Origin of the sequence: Sulfurimonas sp. (assembly GCF_026988655.1) — a bacterium.
In the GTDB taxonomy this organism is placed as follows: domain Bacteria; phylum Campylobacterota; class Campylobacteria; order Campylobacterales; family Sulfurimonadaceae; genus Sulfurimonas.
The window spans coordinates 49,342-67,313 of record NZ_JALSKT010000010.1; the positions used below are offsets into that span (position 1 = coordinate 49,342).

Annotated in this window: 22 protein-coding genes; 4 read left to right on the forward strand and 18 right to left on the reverse strand. The window is 35.2% G+C overall.

What is annotated here, in order from left to right:
* Positions 1–12 precede the first annotated feature (12 nt).
* Genes petA through mnmG form a run of 3 tightly spaced genes read right to left on the reverse strand, consistent with a single transcriptional unit; the run spans position 13 to position 3,342 of the window.
* On the reverse strand, positions 13–543 hold the full coding sequence (petA, locus tag MV052_RS00960) for a ubiquinol-cytochrome c reductase iron-sulfur subunit (RefSeq protein ID WP_297440087.1): 531 nt from the start codon (positions 541–543) through the stop codon (positions 13–15).
* Positions 544–601: 58 nt separating this feature from the next.
* Positions 602–1,468: a hypothetical protein gene (locus MV052_RS00965; RefSeq protein WP_297440088.1), complete on the reverse strand. Its 867-nt coding sequence runs from the start codon at positions 1,466–1,468 to the stop codon at positions 602–604.
* Positions 1,468–3,342 carry a tRNA uridine-5-carboxymethylaminomethyl(34) synthesis enzyme MnmG gene (gene mnmG, locus MV052_RS00970; protein WP_297440089.1) on the reverse strand — a complete coding sequence of 625 codons (1,875 nt, stop codon included), beginning with the start codon at positions 3,340–3,342 and terminating at the stop codon, positions 1,468–1,470. The genes MV052_RS00965 and mnmG overlap by 1 nt, the downstream gene beginning before the upstream one ends.
* Positions 3,343–3,700: 358 nt before the next feature.
* Between mnmG and MV052_RS00975 the strand changes: the two genes are divergently transcribed.
* The 4 genes from MV052_RS00975 to recQ all read left to right on the forward strand — a co-directional run bounded on the left by MV052_RS00975 (position 3,701) and on the right by recQ (position 7,056).
* A complete protein-coding gene (locus MV052_RS00975) occupies positions 3,701–3,904 on the forward strand; it encodes a hypothetical protein (protein ID WP_297440090.1) in 204 nt (67 codons plus the stop codon).
* Positions 3,904–4,590 (forward strand): tetratricopeptide repeat protein, encoded by a 687-nt coding sequence (locus MV052_RS00980; RefSeq protein WP_297440091.1) that lies wholly within the window; start codon positions 3,904–3,906, stop codon positions 4,588–4,590. Before MV052_RS00975 ends, MV052_RS00980 begins: the two co-directional genes overlap by 1 nt.
* Positions 4,591–4,657: 67 nt before the next feature.
* Complete coding sequence (gene ribE, locus MV052_RS00985; protein WP_297440093.1) at positions 4,658–5,272, forward strand: riboflavin synthase; 615 nt, start codon at positions 4,658–4,660, stop codon at positions 5,270–5,272.
* A gap of 8 nt (positions 5,273–5,280) precedes the next feature.
* On the forward strand, positions 5,281–7,056 hold the full coding sequence (recQ, locus tag MV052_RS00990; protein ID WP_297440119.1) for a DNA helicase RecQ: 1,776 nt from the start codon (positions 5,281–5,283) through the stop codon (positions 7,054–7,056).
* On the opposite strand, the gene MV052_RS00995 is transcribed toward recQ, so the two are convergent.
* The 15 genes from MV052_RS00995 to rplM form a co-directional block, all read right to left on the reverse strand.
* Positions 7,036–7,806 carry an MnmC family methyltransferase gene (locus tag MV052_RS00995; protein WP_297440095.1) on the reverse strand — a complete coding sequence of 257 codons (771 nt, stop codon included), beginning with the start codon at positions 7,804–7,806 and terminating at the stop codon, positions 7,036–7,038. The genes recQ and MV052_RS00995 overlap by 21 nt on opposite strands.
* A gap of 65 nt (positions 7,807–7,871) precedes the next feature.
* Complete coding sequence (locus MV052_RS01000; RefSeq protein WP_297440097.1) at positions 7,872–8,099, reverse strand: toxin-antitoxin system HicB family antitoxin; 228 nt, start codon at positions 8,097–8,099, stop codon at positions 7,872–7,874.
* On the reverse strand, positions 8,096–8,515 hold the full coding sequence (locus MV052_RS01005) for a putative toxin-antitoxin system toxin component, PIN family (protein WP_297440098.1): 420 nt from the start codon (positions 8,513–8,515) through the stop codon (positions 8,096–8,098). The genes MV052_RS01000 and MV052_RS01005 overlap by 4 nt, the downstream gene beginning before the upstream one ends.
* Positions 8,516–8,593: 78 nt before the next feature.
* Positions 8,594–9,085 (reverse strand): hypothetical protein, encoded by a 492-nt coding sequence (locus tag MV052_RS01010; protein WP_297440099.1) that lies wholly within the window; start codon positions 9,083–9,085, stop codon positions 8,594–8,596.
* A gap of 18 nt (positions 9,086–9,103) precedes the next feature.
* Complete coding sequence (locus tag MV052_RS01015) at positions 9,104–9,406, reverse strand: hypothetical protein (RefSeq protein WP_297440100.1); 303 nt, start codon at positions 9,404–9,406, stop codon at positions 9,104–9,106.
* Entirely contained in the window at positions 9,406–9,921 is a 516-nt protein-coding gene (luxS, locus tag MV052_RS01020; RefSeq protein ID WP_297440101.1) for an S-ribosylhomocysteine lyase, read from the reverse strand. The genes MV052_RS01015 and luxS overlap by 1 nt, the downstream gene beginning before the upstream one ends.
* A 219-nt stretch (positions 9,922–10,140) precedes the next feature.
* Entirely contained in the window at positions 10,141–11,097 is a 957-nt protein-coding gene (locus tag MV052_RS01025) for a thiamine pyrophosphate-dependent enzyme (protein WP_297440103.1), read from the reverse strand.
* 9 nt (positions 11,098–11,106) lie between these two features.
* Positions 11,107–12,330, reverse strand: a complete 1,224-nt coding sequence (locus tag MV052_RS01030) for a 2-oxoacid:ferredoxin oxidoreductase subunit alpha (RefSeq protein WP_297440104.1) — start codon at positions 12,328–12,330, stop codon at positions 11,107–11,109.
* The gene (locus MV052_RS01035) at positions 12,331–12,726 is read right to left on the reverse strand and encodes a 4Fe-4S dicluster-binding protein (RefSeq protein WP_297440106.1); all 396 of its coding nucleotides are present in this window, start codon (positions 12,724–12,726) and stop codon (positions 12,331–12,333) included.
* 10 nt (positions 12,727–12,736) lie between these two features.
* On the reverse strand, positions 12,737–13,294 hold the full coding sequence (locus MV052_RS01040) for a pyruvate flavodoxin oxidoreductase subunit gamma (RefSeq protein WP_297440109.1): 558 nt from the start codon (positions 13,292–13,294) through the stop codon (positions 12,737–12,739).
* A gap of 107 nt (positions 13,295–13,401) precedes the next feature.
* On the reverse strand, positions 13,402–14,064 hold the full coding sequence (locus tag MV052_RS01045) for an HAD family hydrolase (RefSeq protein ID WP_297440110.1): 663 nt from the start codon (positions 14,062–14,064) through the stop codon (positions 13,402–13,404).
* Position 14,065: 1 nt separating this feature from the next.
* Positions 14,066–15,568, reverse strand: a complete 1,503-nt coding sequence (locus tag MV052_RS01050) for a peptide-binding protein (protein WP_297440111.1) — start codon at positions 15,566–15,568, stop codon at positions 14,066–14,068.
* 2 nt (positions 15,569–15,570) lie between these two features.
* A complete protein-coding gene (locus MV052_RS01055) occupies positions 15,571–16,950 on the reverse strand; it encodes a DUF945 family protein (RefSeq protein ID WP_297440112.1) in 1,380 nt (459 codons plus the stop codon).
* A 93-nt stretch (positions 16,951–17,043) separates the two neighbouring features.
* A complete protein-coding gene (gene rpsI / locus MV052_RS01060; protein WP_297440114.1) occupies positions 17,044–17,436 on the reverse strand; it encodes a 30S ribosomal protein S9 in 393 nt (130 codons plus the stop codon).
* Between the two features lie 11 nt (positions 17,437–17,447).
* The gene (gene rplM, locus MV052_RS01065) at positions 17,448–17,870 is read right to left on the reverse strand and encodes a 50S ribosomal protein L13 (protein WP_297440115.1); all 423 of its coding nucleotides are present in this window, start codon (positions 17,868–17,870) and stop codon (positions 17,448–17,450) included.
* Between the last annotated feature and the right edge of the window lie 102 nt (positions 17,871–17,972).

The window sequence follows — 17,972 nt, forward strand, 5'->3', positions numbered from 1 at the left end:
TTATTTTCCTTATTAAAGCGTTACGCCAGTTTCTTTCATCTTTTTATATTCAGGACCTTCTTCGCCTAAGACCAGTTTATTTCCATCTACTTTAAAAGGAGGAATATCTAGTCCACGTGGTGGCGGAGCTTTTGTCACTTCTCCTGTAAAATCATACATACCACCATGACATGCACAAAGGAATGACTCTTCATCAGAGTTGTATCCTGGAATACATCCAAGATGTGTACACAATCCAATACAAACCATAAAATAAGAATCACCAACTTTAATAAGTCTCTCAATATCTTTAGGATTTGCCTCTGCTTTTTCAGCCATTGTTTTTGTCTGTTTTAAAACAAAAATTGGCTTTCCTCTCCATTTTTCTGTAATCAACTCATTGTCTTTATATGCAGACATATCAAGAGTCGTGAAACCTGCTGCTTTTACACTTGGTAAAGGGTCCCAGCTTCTTTTCATTGCATATAATGCACCGACAGCACCGACACCTGCAACAGCACCAAATGCTTTACCCATAAAACCTCTACGGCTACTATTTTTCATTGTTTCTCACTTTTGTGAATTTTCAGCCCTTATTATATACTAAATAAGTTTTAATTAATTATAAATTTAAGTTTTCTTTTATAAAGTGAGTGATTTTGTAACTATTTTGTTCTATTTTTGCATAAGCTACCGTGTCAATATTTCTAATTAACTCATGTAGCTTTTTTTTATCATAATCAAAAATCATTGGAATACCCAATCTCTCAAATAAAGAATGAAAATCTCTTGTATAATCTTCTCTTTGAAAGTAGATTGGTTTACCCCCTGAAGCAAGAGAATCTAAAACAGCTTGAGGAGAAGCAGTAATAACAATTTTACTGCTTGTTATCATTGCATCATACTCTTCAAATTCAAAATGTTGAGGAAATTTTTTCATAAGCATACTTTCATAATCTAAAAAGTAATAAAATCCAAGTTGCAGTTGCGGATTTAAATCTTCGATAAATTCAAAATGCTTTTCTAAATCTTTTTCATAATCATCATCACCAAAAAAGTAGGAAATTTCTACACTTTTTTCAAATTCTTTAAAATACTTCTCATGAACAGGAAGACAGTTACAGATACCCTCACCATTCAAATATGGTGAAAGCAAAGCTTCATTTTCTGCTTTTACATCATTTTTATCATCACTGATACGAATGAATTTTGAAAAATAGTTTCTCATATCTTCAAGCATAACTGGATTTGCTTCAACGGAGTCGAAAATGAGTTTATCCCCATTATGCGCAATTTGAGGAATATTTCTCACCACATCAAGTCCGACACTTTTTTCAATTCCAAAATCACGAGCCACTTGCGCAATGCGATAGTCACTTGTTAAAAGCGTAATATCTTCATTTTGAATGGCATTCAAGATAGCCACACTGCGACGAAATCTATCAAGTCCTATTCTGTGCCCAGTGTGTACATAATAAAAAGTACGCATTACTTTCTCTTAGCCATTTTAATATATATATGCAGTATTTCTATAGCAGCAGGTGTAATCCCGCTGATATTCATCGCTGCTTGTAAGGTTGGTGGATTAAACTCTGCTAATTTCTCTTGAATTTCATTACTCAGACCACTTACAATTGAAAAGTCAAAACCTTCTGGGATAGCAATTTTGAGATATTTTTTCATACGCTCTATCTCTAAACTTTGCTTCTCAACATAACGTGCATACTTTCCTTCGACTAATATTTCTTCTTTTATATAATCATCATATTTGTCAAGCTCAGGCATGATAGTTATCATTTTTTGCACATCAAAAGTTTTACGCGCTACAAGCTGCTGTGCCGTTGAGACATCTTTGAGCGGTTGTTCGTCCATAGATTCCAACAAAGCATTAAACTCTTTATTTGGGGTAAATTTTGTCTCTTCTAAAAGTAGTGCTCCGGCTTGAATCTGCTCTGCTTTTAATTTTATTTTTTCATACTGTTCATCCGAGATAAGACCTAGCTCATGTCCATAATGTCCGAGTCTTACATCCGCTGACTCTTCACGAAGAAGGAGTCGGTACTCTGCACGTGATGTAAACATTCGATAGGGTTCATTTGTTCCTTTTGTAACAAGATCATCAATAAGAACACCGATGTAAGCTTCATCTCGACGAAGGATTAAAGGCTCTTTTCCTTGAAGTGAAAGCACTGCGTTTATACCTGCCATAATTCCCTGTGCGGCAGCTTCTTCGTATCCAGTCGTTCCATTTATCTGACCAGCTAAATAGAGACCTTTGATCTTTTTCGTCTCTAAAGTATGTTTTAATTCACGGGGATCCACAAAATCATACTCTATCGCATATCCATAACGAACAATTTTTGCATCTTCCATTCCTTTTACAGAGTGAATCATCTCTCTTTGCACTTCTGGTGGCAAAGAAGTACTCAATCCATTAACATATATTTCAGTGTTGTCCATCGTTTGTGGCTCTAAAAAAAGATGATGTCTCTCTTTGTCAGGAAACTTGTCTATTTTATCTTCAATAGAGGGACAATATCTTGGACTTTTTCCTGCAATTTGTCCAGTAAAAAGCGGTGCTCTATAAAAATTACTCTCTATAATACTATGCGTATCTGGATTTGTATAAGCGATATAACAAGGTAGCTGTTTTTTTGTTTTTCTAAATTCTTCACGATTTGTTCGAAAACTAAATGGATTTGGTAGAGCATCTCCATCTTGTTCTTCCATCACAGAAAAATCAATCGTTGAGCTATCAATCCGTGCACAAGTACCTGTTTTAAGACGTGCCATGTTAAGACCAGCATCATTTTTAAGTGAAGCACTCAGCCCTACACTTCTTTGTTCTCCATATCTTCCAGCCTCTTGTTGCACTTCACCTACATGAATAATTCCATTTAAAAATGTTCCTGAAGTGATGATGACTTTTTTTGCTCTATACTCATTTAAAAGCGTTGTTACAACACCTCGTACTTCATTGTTTTCAATAATTAATGACTCAACAGTATCTTGCGCTAAATCTAAATTTGGCGTATTTAAAATAACATTTCTAGCAATAACACGATATCTATCCATGTCAATCTGTGCGCGGCTTCCACGAACGGCAGGACCTTTTGTTTGATTAAGGATGCGAAATTGGATTCCGGCCTCATCTGTGATAAGTCCCATCTCTCCACCAAGTGCATCAAGCTCACGAACTAAATGCCCTTTTGCAAGCCCACCTATTGCAGGATTACAGCTTGTAGCACCAACATTTTCTGCGAGCATTGAGATCAACAAGGTTTTTTTACCCATTCTTGCGGCAGCTAAGGAGGCTTCAACGCCTGCATGACCGCCACCAACTACTATTACATCATAATTCATTTAAAAATCCATTTTATTATCTTAAAGTGTTTGATCACAAAATATACCATCAGCAGCAATAAAAAAAGTATTCTAGTGCTAGACAGATTTTCGCAGAACTAGCAGGGCTAATTCAAGGAAATCTAACGACGCAATAGGATACTTTTTTTATCGCCCACAGGGAAACCTAAAAAGACAACTACTGACTGCGTTAAAAGCACTTGAAGCTACTAGTAGCTCCTGCGTACTTTTGCCTTGCATTAGTCATCTTTTTATGTTTCTGCTGTTAGTATACTCTTTGATCAAACACTTAATGCGAATTTTATCATTTTTCAGTATCATTTGCATAATATATAGGAAATTAATTAAGGTTTTTAATATGAGTGCAGAACTATTTAAAGATTATGTACCTGAGATACTTGAATATGACCCTAAAGTTGATGGAAGTTATGAACATAAAATTCGAGACGAACATCTCAGTACAAAAGAAAAACTACTCGAAAAAATCAGAAAAGCAAAAGCTGCTGCAAAAGGGAACCAAACAACCTACAGACAGCCGATTCGTACGGAGAATGAAAGATAATGATAGAAAAAGCAAACAAAGCTTATAACGATGGTGATTACGAAACAGCATACAAACTCTACACAGAATTAGCCAAAGAAGGAAATGCAGATGCACAAACTTCTCTAGGTTATATGCACCAAATGGCTCAAGGCTGTGAGAAAGATGAAGCAAAAACACTAGAGTTATACACAAAAGCGGCTGAAGCGAAACAGCCTTACGCACTTTTTAACCTTGCTATTCTTTATGAAAATGGCATTGGTGGCGTTGCGCATGATATGTTTAAAGCACATGAGCTACACATGGAAGCGGCAACAAGAGGCGTTCCCCCTGCAATGTATGAAGTAGCCCTTATGTTAGAGCGTGGGCTTGGTTGTATGCAAAACTATTCTGAAGCTGCCTTTTGGTACGAAGAAGCTGCTAAACGCGGTCATCTACAAGCTTTTAACAATCTTGGTGCACTCTATAAAGAGGGGCATGGTGTAACACAAAATGATGCTAGATGTTTTACCTGCTTTAAGCGTGCTGCTGATGGTGGATTAGCTGAGGGTCTTTACAACCTCGGTCTCTTGTATGACCAAGGTATTGGCTGTGAAATGGACAATGATAAAGCACTTGATTTATGTAGAAAAGCCGCTTATAAAGGACATGCTAAAGCTAAAGAGATTATCAAAGGCTTACAAGAAGATGGAAAAATTGTCTTTTGATTTTTTGATACGCTAGCCACTAAGGCACTAAAGCTAGCCTCTAATGAGGCAGAGGAGAAATAGATATATGTTTACTGGTTTAATTAGAGAAGTTGCTACTGTAAAAAGTTTTGTAGGCTCGACTCTAACCATCAAAGCAAAATACAAAGCAAATCTTGGTGACTCTATCGCTATTAATGGGGCATGCCTAACTATAGTAAAGGTAAATCCGGATGGTTTTGCAGTTGAACTCTCCCCTGAGAGTCAAAAACTCTTGGCAATACAAAACTATAAAAACGAAGTTCATATCGAACCAGCAATGACTATGGGTGAGCGTTTTGAAGGGCATATCGTTCAAGGGCATATTGACACTATAGGGACAATTAAAGAGATAAAAAACAATGGCAACTCTTATGATATTTTTGTCACAGTCGATAAGCAGTTTATCCCTTACATTGTGCCCAAAGGTTCTATCACCATAGATGGTGTCAGCCTGACCGTAAACGATGTAGGTGCAGCAGAGTTTCGTCTCACAATTATCCCGCATACGATGAAAGAGACACTCTTTAAAAACTACAAAAAAGGCTCAAAAGTCAATGTAGAAACAGATATGTTTGCTCGCTATGTCGCGCACATCATCAAACATCAAAAATCAACTTCGCTCTCTTGGGATGAAGTCGATGCAATAAACGCAAGTTTCTAGGCAAAATCATAAAAAATCAAGTACTCAAAGACATCTTTGGACACAATAACTTCCGCTCTTTGCAAGAAGAGGGAGTTGATGCCATCTTAAATGGACAAGACCTCCTTATGATACTGCCAACCGGTGGTGGAAAATCTCTTGTTTTTCAACTCCCCACTATGATGATGGCAGGTATCACTATCGTAGTCTCTCCTCTTATCGCACTTATGCAAGACCAAGTAGCAGCCCTGCAAGCACAAAACATTGCTGCACAGATGATAAGTTCTGCACAAAGCTATGAAGAGGTACAAGATATCATTGCCGAGGCTTACAGTGGAGAGTTAAAGTTTCTTTATCTCTCTCCAGAGCGTCTAAACAATGGTTCAACTATCCAAATACTTCGTGGACTCAACATCAACTTCTTTGTGATAGATGAAGCACACTGTATCTCTCAATGGGGTCATGAATTTCGTGATGATTATCGTGCGCTAGGAAATCTCAAGCAGAATTTTCCAAATACTACAATCGCTGCGTTTACAGCCACTTCTACAGACAATGTAACAGACGACATTATGCGTGAGCTGCGTTTAGAAAATCCTCTTTTACTCAAAGGGAAAATTTTTCGTAAAAATATTTTCATTTCTGCACAGCGACGCATTAGCAATGGTCACGCACAGCTCAAAAACTTTTTACTAAGACATAAAAATGAGAGTGGCATCATTTATGTCAGTTCTCGCAAAAAAGCAGAAGAGTTGAGTACATTTTTAAATGTAAATGGCTACAAGTCTTTAGCCTATCATGCAGGACTTCCTCAGCATATACGAGAGCAAAATTTTAAAATTTTTGTAAATGATAAGATAGATATCATGGTTGCTACTATTGCCTTTGGGATGGGAATAGATAAGAGTGATATTCGTTTTGTTGTCCATATGTCCCTGCCAAAATCTCAAGAAAATTATTATCAAGAGATAGGTCGTGCTGGTCGTGATGGTGAAGATAGTGAAGTTCTACTCCTCTTTAATGCTTCAGATATGGTGCAACACAAAAGATTTTTAGCTGACATCATAAATGAAGACTATAAAGCCCATCTTGATGCCAAAATAGATAAAATATACAAATATGCAACCAGTGAGATATGCTTTCACAAACAATTAGCCGAATACTTTAATGATACACTAGATTCATGTAAAGATCGTTGCGATAACTGCCTTAATTCTGATGATAAACGCCAAGATATTACAAAAGAAGCGCAAATGATTTTAAGTGCAATATATAAAACAAATCAAGGCTTTGGAAAAAACTATATCATAGATATATTAAGAGGTTCAACCGAGCAAAAGATTCTTGCAAACGCAGCTGACAAGCTATCTGTTTACGCCATAGGGATGCAACGAAGTAAAAAAGAGTGGTTTGTCATCATTGAGCGTCTTTTAGAACTCAAAATCTTAACATTAGGTGACTTTAGTGTACTCAAACTCACAAACGATGCCATAGAAGTTTTAAAATCACAAAAACTTGTAGATATCAAACTCTCAAGACTACAGATAAATATCAAAGAAAAACAAATCAAACAAGAAAAAGAGTTTGATTATGACAATGAACTCTTTGAAAAACTTCGAGCTAAACGCAGTGAACTTGCAAGTGAGATGGGTGTCCCTGCTTATATTATATTTGGAGATAAAACACTTAAACATTTAGCAAATGATATGCCGACAAATAAAGAAGAGATGCTTGAAGTCAATGGTGTAGGTGCAAAGAAATTTGCACAGTTTGGGGAAGAGTTTTTAGATGTTATTAATGACTAAATCGTCATCACTCAGTGGTTTTACATCAGGATTGCATGAAATTTTATGTTGCATGTTTACCAGTTCTAAGCCATTAAGCTCAGACAAAGAAGCAATAGTCGCATCACGATAATCTTCTCCACAATTGAGATAGATATTACATCCATTCTCATATAAAGCCAAACGAGTTTTTAAGGCTATGGAGTACGTCGTTATAATTCCCTCATCTCTCATAGCTTTAACAATATCTGAAAAATACTCTTTCGTCCAAAGAAGAGGATTTGAAGCAGGTGAAAAAGCATCTTGATAGACTATGTCAAACTTATTTTCAAATCTTTTTACATACTCCCTAGCATCGCCTACAAAAAGCTCTATATAAACATTAGCATTTGTATATTTTCCAGAGTCACTTAAAGTATTTATCACATCTCTAAACGCAGTAAACTCTTCTGGGTAGTTAAAATCCTTCAATGATTTGATTAAATCAGAATCTAGTTCAGGAGAGTAGATATTAAGCTGCGTTTGCGGTCTGTTTTGTGCATAATACAGGAGTGTTGCGAGTGTATTAAAACCAAGTCCATAGCAAATATCTAAAATATTCACCTCATCATTTTGAACTAGTTCAAATGCAGGTATCACATGTTTTTGCAAAGATTCTTTTAGTGCACCATCTTTTGTAGAGTGATAGTGTTCTTCATATTCTTTAGAATAGGCAGTGTAGGAGCCATCCTGACTTAAGGTAAGTATATGTAGTTCAGTATTAAAGCTCAAATTATCATTCCATTTTATTTGTATCTACTTAAAGCGCAAAATCAAGTATGCCTTTTACAAGATTATTATCTATCTTTTTCAAACTCTTTATCTAATTTGTCCAAAAGTTCTAAACCTCTTTTGTTATTTCCTTTAGAAGCATTGATTTGAAATCTTGTTTTTGCGTCAAACTGGGCAAGTGCTACAGTTGCTAGTTCATCAAACAATTTATTAAGACTAATACCCTGCTCTTTTGCATACTGTTTTAATCTTTCATGCTTAGAATCTGGAACTCTTAATGTAATAGTACTCATTGCATCTCCTTTATAAAATTTTCTGGTGTAATTACTTTATGATTAAAAAGAAGTTCACTCTCTTTAAAATCTTTTTCATTATATGTAAGAATAACTTTTGCATTACTTGCAACAGCAAGTTCTACTAAAAAGTTGTCATCTTCATCTTTTAAGTTTGGTCTCCATGAGTAATACATACCATTCCATTGACAATTATTTAAAAAAGCACAAAAAAGTTCTTCTTGCTCACAATGACTGAGAACTGTCAGTTTTTGTATCTTTTTTCTCTTCATTACAGACTCATACTCTCGGTATAGAGCTTCACCCATTTGAGGATGCAGTTTTCCTATAAAAACCAATCGCAAAATCTCTCTTACCTGTGACTCTTTTATTATGAGAGCTGAAATCCATACACTTGTATCTATTACTATTTTCATATAATATGATAGCATATTTGCATTCAAAATACAAATAAGTAATAGCAGTGATATGGAGGGATATAGCAAATAAAAAGGCTACAACCCATTCCCCCACATATGCATTTTTTTTGCCATGACCAGGTCATATTCATCAAGAACGTCTATCTCATTTGGTGCACGAAATTCAAACTTCTCAAGTAATTCTTTTGTTGCTTGAATATCCATCGTGCCTTTATCTTGCATGATAATAATATTGGCAGTATTAGCTAAAGTGGTATAAGCTATGCGCAGGAGTAACTCAGGATTTGCATGTTTATAAAAAATATTTTTAAATATAACCATATCATTATCGCGAGGTAGAGCACGAAATGGATTTGAAAGTTTTTGTATTGACTGGAGTTTTACATCTTTTAAATTTTGAGGCAAAGTGCTTTGTTGTTCTTCATAAAGAGCAATACTTAACTCTCCATCAACCCCTTGTAGAAGCTCATAAAGAGCCTCAGTAGTCTCATCTATACTGTCAGTAATTTGTATATAATGATTACCCGGTAATGGATGAAAAAGTTCACAAAATTGTTTTAAATCCATTTTATTTATCTCTTTATTTTAATAAGCTAAATCATGAAGCTCACGAAATAGATACGCTTCTACAATGTCATCAATAGTTTTTTGTGTATGTGCAACAAGTACCATCATAGACATATTGATAAAATCCATGACAGGCTCACCATCATTTTGCACGACAACAGCTTCTGACCAGTTCTCAAACCCATCATAAGCGTCACTATGCACCACCTCCACCAATTCACCCTCTTCTATACGCAACTGTGCCCAAGTTTTTGCTTCTAAAACAGATGTGATTTCTGCTTCTTGAAGCTCTGTTGAATTCATTGGTAACTGTAATAACATTATTTATTTATCTCTTTTAATTGTTTTTTACTAAGTTGGAGTTTTTTGTTGTCCATCACACCTATTTTATGTGAAAGTACATCGCTTGCAATTTTTTTAGCATTTTTTAGAGAATGCATTTTATATGTTCCACATTGATATATATTGAGTTCTGGAATATCTTTTTTACTTTTAACTTTTAAAACATCTTCCATAGACTTTTTCCATGCTTTTGCTACACGCTTTTCATCAGGTGTTCCAATCACTGACATATAAAATCCAGTACGACATCCCATAGGCGAGAGATCAATAATCTCTAGATTTTTAGAGTTTAGATGATTTCTCATAAAACCTGCGAAAAGGTGTTCGAGAGTATGTATCCCTCGTCCATCCATTTTATCAACATTTGGTACATAAAAACGTAAATCATATACTGTAATTTTATCTCCACTTGGAGTTTTCATAGTCTTTGCTTTACGCACTGCAGGAGCTGGCATGATGGTATGGTCTACGGTAAATGAGTCTAATAATGGCATTATATAATTCCTTAATTTTTTTTTCATTGCACTTAGGCAATAGTCTAAAGTAATTTTAGCGAAATAGATTGATTGTAAATTGAAGAATTAATGTAAGAAAGTTCTAAAGAATGAAAAAAGTTTTAGATTTGCTGTAGTTTGTGCTAAAGTCAAAACAAGGCTAGGCTAAAAGCCTGCCACTTTTGACTTTTGTGCAAAATGCGGTGAAGCTAAAGCTTTTTAAACGCGAGCTTCTTCTCTGCGGTTTAGATATGCCCAATTCGCATCAACGCGTTCTTGCCACTCTTTGATAAGATATTTATATTCATCTTTAAAAAGGTGTTTAAAACGCCCTTGTGCAGCTAAGTACTCTTCAACAGGAACGACATTTTTTGGTCTATATGTAATGTTTAGTTCATGTCCATCAATGATTTCATATAAAGGGAAAACCAATGAATCAGTAGATAAATCTGTTAAAAGCATAGTATCTTTAGGGTCAAATTTCCACTCAGTAGTACAAGGAGAAACAGCATTAATAAATACTGGTCCATCTACTTCCATACCATGTTGGATTTTTTTAACCATATCTTTCCATTTGTTTGGTGCAACTTGTGCAGAGTATGGAATACCATGAGAAGCCATGATAGAGACCATATCTTTTTTATTTTGTTTTTCACCATAACTTACACGACCCGCAGGTGATGTTGTTGCTGATGAACCAATAGGAGTAGACGATGAGCGTTGTCCACCAGTATTTGCATACACTTCATTATCAAGTACAACGTGCATGATGTTGTGACCACGTTCCATACAGCCAGAAATCCACTGGAAACCGATGTCGTAAGAAGCACCATCACCTGCAAAAGATACAAATTTAGGATTACGATCAGGTTGCTTTAGACGACCTTTGTTTTTTAGTGCTTTGTACATTGCCTCAGCACCTGCAACTGCAGTTGAACCATTTTCAAATCCAATGTGAATCCATGATGCATCCCAAGATGTATATGGATAAACCGCTGTACAAACTTCTAAACATCCTGTTGATGCTGAAAGTACTAAGTCATCATTCGTTGCATTTAAAACTTCACGAACGATAATAGAGTGCGCACAACCAGGACAAAGAAGGTTCGCACCCTCAAAACGATCGGCTGATGTAGAAAACTCTTTTAAGTTTTTTATTTTTTTTAATTCACTCATAGTTTTCTCCTATAAAAATTGTAATTTCGGTCCACGAACACCGATGAATTGTTGTAGTGGAGTAGTTACTTTACCTGCATCAACATTTGCTTGAAGCTCAGTATATAAATCTACTAAATGTTTTTTTGTCAAGTCACGACCACCAAGGCCATATACATAGCCAGAAAGCAGTGCTTTTGTATCTGTATTGAAAAGCGTACCTGCAATTTCATTAAACAACATACCTGGAGCACCATTTGGAGATGAACGATCAAGCGCAGCAATTGCTTTTACTTCTTTAAGAGCTTCTTGAATTTCAAAAAACGGGAATGGTCTTACAACACGAAGTCCAACAACACCAGCTTTGATGCCTTTCTCTCTCATCTCAAGTGCAACTTCACGAGCAGTTTCAACTGAAGTACCCATACAAACAACTGCTACATCAGCATCATCCATATCGTATTTTTCAACGATGTTATACTTGCGACCAGTCAGTTTTTCAAAATCATCAAACACTGTTTGAATTTTTGGAAGTACTTTTGTCATAAGGTCATTATGTTGACGTGCTTTGTGCTCAAAGTGCCAATCTTCTTCAGTTTGTACACCATGAGTAACAGGATGCTCAAAATCAAGCATATCATTCATAGGTTTAAAATCACCCACAAAATTGTAAGCAGTATCATCATCTAAAGTATGTACACCTTGTGCAGTATGTGATGTCATAAAACCATCTTGATGCACCATAGCCGGTAAACGAATATCATGATCTTCTGCTACTTTAAATGCTATGAAATTTAAATCATATGCATCTTGAGGACAATATGCATCAAATTGAATCCAACCAGAGTCACGTCCTAAATACATATCAGAATGGTCACCATTAACATTGAGTGGTGCAGCAAGAGCACGGTTTACTACATTTAAAATAATTGGTAAACGCATACCGGAAGCTTGATAGAGTGTTTCAACCATCAATGCAAAACCTTGAGAAGAAGTTGCAGTAGCAACACGACCACCAGCAGCAGAAGCGCCTATACATCCTGACATTGCAGCATGTTCAGACTCTACCATTACAAATTCGCCTTCAACATAATTGTCAGCTAAAAATTTTGCATAACCCTCAACAATCGGAGTTGATGGAGTAATCGGGTATGCCGATACAACGTCAATTTGACACTGTCTCATTGCCTGAGCAGCAGCAAAGTTACCATCCCATACTTCAATATCTTTTAATTCCATTTTATCAAATGCCATCTATTTCTCCTTCGTTTCTTTTGCAGGCCAATTAGCAATCTCTACTTCTTCGTCTGCTTTTTCTGGGAACATTAAAAGTGATTTTGGGTTTGTAGGACAAACCTCAACACAGATTGCACACCCTTTACAGTGATCCATATCTATACCTATCATCTTCTTGTCTCGTGAAATAATTGAAATATCTGGACAATAAATCCAACAAAATTGACAATCAATACAATAATCTTTGTTAAAAACTGGTTTTTCAATTCTCCAGTCAGCAACACTTGCAGAAAAAGAGCTGTTTTGTGAGTATGGACGGTCTTCTTGAAGTGTACCAGCAATATCATCTATTCCGCCATCAAACGTACGAAGCATCGCTCCGATTTCAAATTCATCCCAACCTGTATTTGGCATTTTTAGCTCCTTATTTTACTTCGTCATATGCACGTTGAATAGCAATCATATTTGCATCAACGATTTTTTTAGGCAATTTACCTAGAATTCTGACCATACTCTCTTTAAAGAAATCAATATCATACATTCCGGATATTTTCATAAATGCACCAAGCATTGGTGTATTTGGTATAGGACGCCCAATAGTCTCTTGAGCAATTTTAATACAATCGACTGTATAAACCTCTTTACCCTTTAGTTTAGGCTGAGAAGCGATTAACTCATCTGTAGTTAAATGCGTTGTGATAATATATTTTGTTTCATCTTTTCCATTGATAGTAACATCTGTTGTGTACACTAAAGCTGGATCTATTACAAAAACATAATCAGGCTCCATATATTTTTCATGATTCATAATTACTTTATCATCAACACGATTATATGCTGTCATAGCAGCCCCGCGTTTTGCAGAACCGTAAAATGCAAATGCCTGCACATGCTTACCAGTTGTAGAAATAACGTCTGCTAAACCTTTAGCACCTGTAACAGCGCCTTGACCCGCACGACTATGCCATCTGATTTCTAGCATAAATTCTCCTTCGATTTTTTAAAAAAACTTATAAAAATTATTTATACAAGTATATTCAATGCTATTTTAGACAACTGCCACTTAAATATAGCTTCATAATATAACTATCATTGAGATATAATATTCATTTGTGAAAATTTTCTACTTTTAAGATATGAAACTGCATCTAAAGAATCGCTAACGACAATATTGGTATATTTTTTTAAAATCTCTTCTTTATCATATCCACTCAATACACCGATAGAATGAATCTTTGCATTGGATGCTGAAACAAGATCCATTTGTGTATCGCCAATCATCCAAATTTCTTTATCCTTTGTCTCAAATTTTTCTAGTGCTTTTAAGATAGGTTCCTCGTGTGGTTTAGGGTGTTTCACATCTTCACGACCAATCAATACATCAAACTTATCCATTACTCCAAAATACTCCATCAATACCTTAGAATATTTTCCAGTTTTTGTCGTTACAATTCCTAACTCTGCAAAACTACTTGCAAGTTCTATAGCTTCTTTTGCCCTTGAGAGTAAGAGAGTCTTTTGCGTAGAAATAACGCGGTAATGCTCTTTGTACGCAGCAACATAATCCCAAATTTTCTCTTCTTGGATACCTAAACCCCTATACATTACATCCAAGGGATGCCCTATAAGCGACTTAATCTTTTCATCCTCAGGATGTGGTTCATTATAAACATCATAGGAGTTATGAAAACTCTCCAATATTGCCTCAGTTGAATCTATAAGCGTACCGTCTAAATCAAATAATATTATCATACTAATTTTTCTCCCATTGTATATAATTGTGCCAAATTCCACCAAGTGCTGGCTCGATGTTTTTGATATCTTTATTGACCGCTGTGATAGAGTTTGGAATATATAAAAATAGGTATGGATTATCTTCTGCTATGATAGCAAACATCTCTCTACAAAGCTTGCCAAGCTGCTTTTTGTCGATGATAGCCTGAGATTTTTCTATCATTTTATCCATCTTTTTATTATGATAGCCAACAAGATTAAAACCGCCCTTTTTATCGCTATCACTATGCCAAAATACATAAGGATCAGGGGTCGGTGAAAGCCCCCAACCAAGCAATACTGCATCAAAATTATGAGGAAATACAACCATATTTAAAAAAGCCTGCCACTCCATCACACGCAGTTTGACAATAACACCAATTTTTTTAAGCTGATATTGTAAAATTTCGGCTGCATACGGGCGAATAGAGCTCGCATTTGATGTTACTATTTCAAATTCAAAAGGATGCTTCTCATCATATCCTGCTGCGTTTAGCAGACGTTTTGCTTCCTCAATATTTTGCTTTGGAGCTTTTACATCAGGATTAAAAGCAAGTGTTCCCGGTAAAAAGGGACCTGTACAAACTTTTGCATGTCCCAAAAAGAGAATATCTACTAACTCTTGTCTATCTATTGCCAAAGAGAGTGCTTTTCTCACCTTTGGATCTTGAAACTTCTTTAAACGTAAATTAAAACCAAGATAAGTATAAGAGAGGCTAATTTTTTCATAAATATTAAACTTTTCAAAGAACTCTTTTTGAAGTTGTCTCTCATAGACAAATGGCTCAACACTCCCAATATCAAGTTCAGATGATTTAAGCATTAAAAAACGTGTCATCGAATCAGAAATAACATGAAACGAGATAGTGTCAATCTTTGGACGCCCCTCAAAATAGTCGTCAAACGCAGCTAACTCGATGTTTTTAGAGTATTCAAGTCGTTTGAGTTTATAAGCACCTGTACCGATAGGATGTGTATTAAACGAGGAACTCATGAGATTTTTTTCATTTTTTAAAAGATGTTCTGGGAGTATTCCCATCATCCATGTTTCTAAGGCTTTAAAATAGGGTTTTTTATATTCTACTTCTATTTTAAAATCATCTAATATTTTTACATTTTTCACAAAACGAAAGTCCGAACTATACGGAGAAGCGATTTTATCTGAGATAAGTGTTTGATACGTAAAAAGCACATCTTTAGCACTAAACTTCTCTCCATCGTGCCAGAGCACATTTTTACGTAATTCAAAAACTAAATGCGTCTCATCCAAAAAGTAAAATTTTTCTGCTAAATCTGCAATGATTTCTTTTGAATCTTTATCAAACTTCACAAGTCCATTAAATAAAAACCCGGCTATCTCCGCTGATGATGAGTCTGTGGCCAAGAGAGGATTCAATCTTGCAGGGTTTGAAGATGTTGCTAAATGCAGGGTAGAAGCATGTAAACAAAAAGTCAATATAAAGAGAAAAAATAAGCCCCTCATCTTTACTGAATCGGTTTCCCATTTACGCTAAATGCACCATTTTCAAACTCTATATCAAACACAACTTCGTCATTTTTTTCTTTGGCATACGAAGTGATACTATTTGCCATTGGTGAAGTTAGAAGAAGCTTTTTATACATTGCTTTTGAGAGTTTCACCTTGGAATTAAGCTCTATATTTGACAAGAAAAGAAGTGGTGATATTTGTAACTTTTGTGCTAACTCTGTATCTTCTTTTATTTTCATTTTTGCTTGTATCTCAAAACCTTTTAAATCTTCATGTGTGTTGAGCACAAAGTTTTTCAATGAAAAATCTTTTATATCTATAATAAATCCCTTTGACAAAAGCTTTGTAAGCAGATCCTGCGTATGTTTTTGAGCGCCTAGGATATTTAAGTTATCAGCACTCGCTACAAGTGATACAAACTCTTCAAATGATGCTTTATCAAGACCAGAAATTTTCACTACATTATGAAGTTTTTTTAATGAAAAAGTAACTTTTTGAGATGCAATATCTACACTTTGTAAAGAAGCTTTCGATGCAACACTTACAAGGTCTTTTTTTACTGATGAAGATGATTTTGTTTCAAAATCATGAAAAATCATAGAAACATCCTCATCTGTCCCCTTGATAATAAAACTAAACTCATTTGCTCCAAGCTCTGATTTGTATTCGCTATAAGATCTAAAGGTATTAGATGCTGTAAAGTTTTCTAACGCAACTACAACACTTGTATTGCCCTCGCTCGCTTTAAAGTGTAAGGCTTTTATCTTGCTCTTCATTGACTCAGGATTTATCAACTCCCCATGTCCGCTAAAGGTCGCAGCAGAGAGATTCATCTCTAAAACTGAGCCATTTTGTAACTTGTAATTTTCTTGAATATCTTTGATATAACCTTTAAAATCATTGTTAATAAGATTATATTCTACATGATAGACTAAACCCTTATTTTGCAAAAATTCAGAAAACTGCTCATAAAATTTCACATCTTCAGCTTTCATATTTGTTTGCATTTGCTTTGACATTACAAGTGGATAAATATCAAAGTCTATTGTTTTAGCAAAAGGAATGTTACTATACTCAACATCCAAACCAATTAAAAAACCATTCAAAAGCTTGTTATCATAAGGAGAAGTTTGATACTGTGCGTAACTATTGAGCAATTGCATCATCTCACTTGAATCCTCAAGAATAAATTCAAAATGTTTGCTCGTGGAGAGATAAGACTCGTTGGTCTCTACTTTTTGTAGTTTCAGTCCATGTGAACTTAAAAGTGTTATCTCATCTTGTATCTTATTTTGCATAAATTTATTGCCGATGATTGGAAGTATTGCTATTGCTACAAGGATAATGAGAACTAAAATAAGTGGGAGTTTTTTCATAAAAAGAGAACCTTCAAGTTTAAAATTGAAGTTATTATATAATAAAAAGGAGATTTTACCAATGCATAAGCATTGATAAAAAATACAAAACGATTAACGTTTTGAGAATTGGCGAGAACGACGAGCTTTTCTCTTACCTGGTTTTTTACGTTCAACAACACGTGAATCACGAGTCATCATACCCTCAGGTTTAAGAATAGTTTTTAATTCTGGGTTAAATGCAACAAGAGCACGAGAAATACCGTGACGAAGTGCATCTGCTTGACCACCAAAACCACCACCTAAAGTAGTAGCTTCGATATCAACATTTGTATCTTGTTTAGTAAGTACAAGTGGTTGTTTTACACGAAGTTTTTTCGCTTCAAGTCCACCTAACCATGCATCAATAGAAAGACCATTGATAGTGATTTTACCAGTTCCTGGAGTTAACCATACTTTTGCTATAGACGCTTTACGACGACCTGTTGCATAGATTTTATTTGCCATATAATTAATCCTTATTTAGCAATTTGTGCAGTGTGAGGATGTTCAGCACCTGCATAAATTTTTAATTTTTTAAGCATTTTAGCACCAAGCTTAGTTTTAGGAAGCATACCACGAGTCGCTAATTTGTATAGTTTCTCAGGATTTTTTTCTAAAAGCTCAGTCATTTTAACACTTTTTGTGCTACCGAAGTAACCAGAGTGAGAAAAGTACTCTTTATTTGCTATTTTTCCAAGACCGTTAAATTTTGCCTTAGATGCATTAATGATAACTACGTAGTCACCACAGTCGATATTAGGAGTAAAACATGCTTTGTTCTTACCACGAAGTATAGTAGCTACTTCAGTGATCATACGACCAAATGTTTTACCCTCAGCATCAATCAAAACCCATTTTTGATCGATTTGTTCAGGAGTTGCAATTTTTGTAAATTTCATTCTCGAACCCTTCAAGTAATTTTATTTGATGGAAGTATAGCTGTATAAACTTATAAGTAACTGAATTTAAGTAAAATATAAGCTTTTGCTTTTGTGATTTTA

Coding starts and splice junctions, on each gene's coding strand:
- MV052_RS01055 (WP_297440112.1), bottom strand. CDS start 16,950: ATGAAAAAACTCCCACTTATTTTAGTTCTCATTATCCTTGTAGCAATA.
- MV052_RS00980 (WP_297440091.1), top strand. CDS start 3,904: ATGATAGAAAAAGCAAACAAAGCTTATAACGATGGTGATTACGAAACA.
- rpsI (WP_297440114.1), bottom strand. CDS start 17,436: ATGGCAAATAAAATCTATGCAACAGGTCGTCGTAAAGCGTCTATAGCA.
- ribE (WP_297440093.1), top strand. CDS start 4,658: ATGTTTACTGGTTTAATTAGAGAAGTTGCTACTGTAAAAAGTTTTGTA.
- MV052_RS01015 (WP_297440100.1), bottom strand. CDS start 9,406: ATGTTATTACAGTTACCAATGAATTCAACAGAGCTTCAAGAAGCAGAA.
- MV052_RS00975 (WP_297440090.1), top strand. CDS start 3,701: ATGAGTGCAGAACTATTTAAAGATTATGTACCTGAGATACTTGAATAT.
- MV052_RS00965 (WP_297440088.1), bottom strand. CDS start 1,468: ATGCGTACTTTTTATTATGTACACACTGGGCACAGAATAGGACTTGAT.
- petA (WP_297440087.1), bottom strand. CDS start 543: ATGAAAAATAGTAGCCGTAGAGGTTTTATGGGTAAAGCATTTGGTGCT.
- MV052_RS01040 (WP_297440109.1), bottom strand. CDS start 13,294: ATGCTAGAAATCAGATGGCATAGTCGTGCGGGTCAAGGCGCTGTTACA.
- mnmG (WP_297440089.1), bottom strand. CDS start 3,342: ATGAATTATGATGTAATAGTAGTTGGTGGCGGTCATGCAGGCGTTGAA.
- rplM (WP_297440115.1), bottom strand. CDS start 17,870: ATGAAATTTACAAAAATTGCAACTCCTGAACAAATCGATCAAAAATGG.
- MV052_RS01050 (WP_297440111.1), bottom strand. CDS start 15,568: ATGAGGGGCTTATTTTTTCTCTTTATATTGACTTTTTGTTTACATGCT.
- MV052_RS01035 (WP_297440106.1), bottom strand. CDS start 12,726: ATGCCAAATACAGGTTGGGATGAATTTGAAATCGGAGCGATGCTTCGT.
- MV052_RS01010 (WP_297440099.1), bottom strand. CDS start 9,085: ATGGATTTAAAACAATTTTGTGAACTTTTTCATCCATTACCGGGTAAT.
- MV052_RS01030 (WP_297440104.1), bottom strand. CDS start 12,330: ATGGCATTTGATAAAATGGAATTAAAAGATATTGAAGTATGGGATGGT.
- MV052_RS01005 (WP_297440098.1), bottom strand. CDS start 8,515: ATGAAAATAGTAATAGATACAAGTGTATGGATTTCAGCTCTCATAATA.
- MV052_RS01025 (WP_297440103.1), bottom strand. CDS start 11,097: ATGAGTGAATTAAAAAAAATAAAAAACTTAAAAGAGTTTTCTACATCA.
- MV052_RS01000 (WP_297440097.1), bottom strand. CDS start 8,099: ATGAGTACTATTACATTAAGAGTTCCAGATTCTAAGCATGAAAGATTA.
- luxS (WP_297440101.1), bottom strand. CDS start 9,921: ATGCCATTATTAGACTCATTTACCGTAGACCATACCATCATGCCAGCT.
- MV052_RS01045 (WP_297440110.1), bottom strand. CDS start 14,064: ATGATAATATTATTTGATTTAGACGGTACGCTTATAGATTCAACTGAG.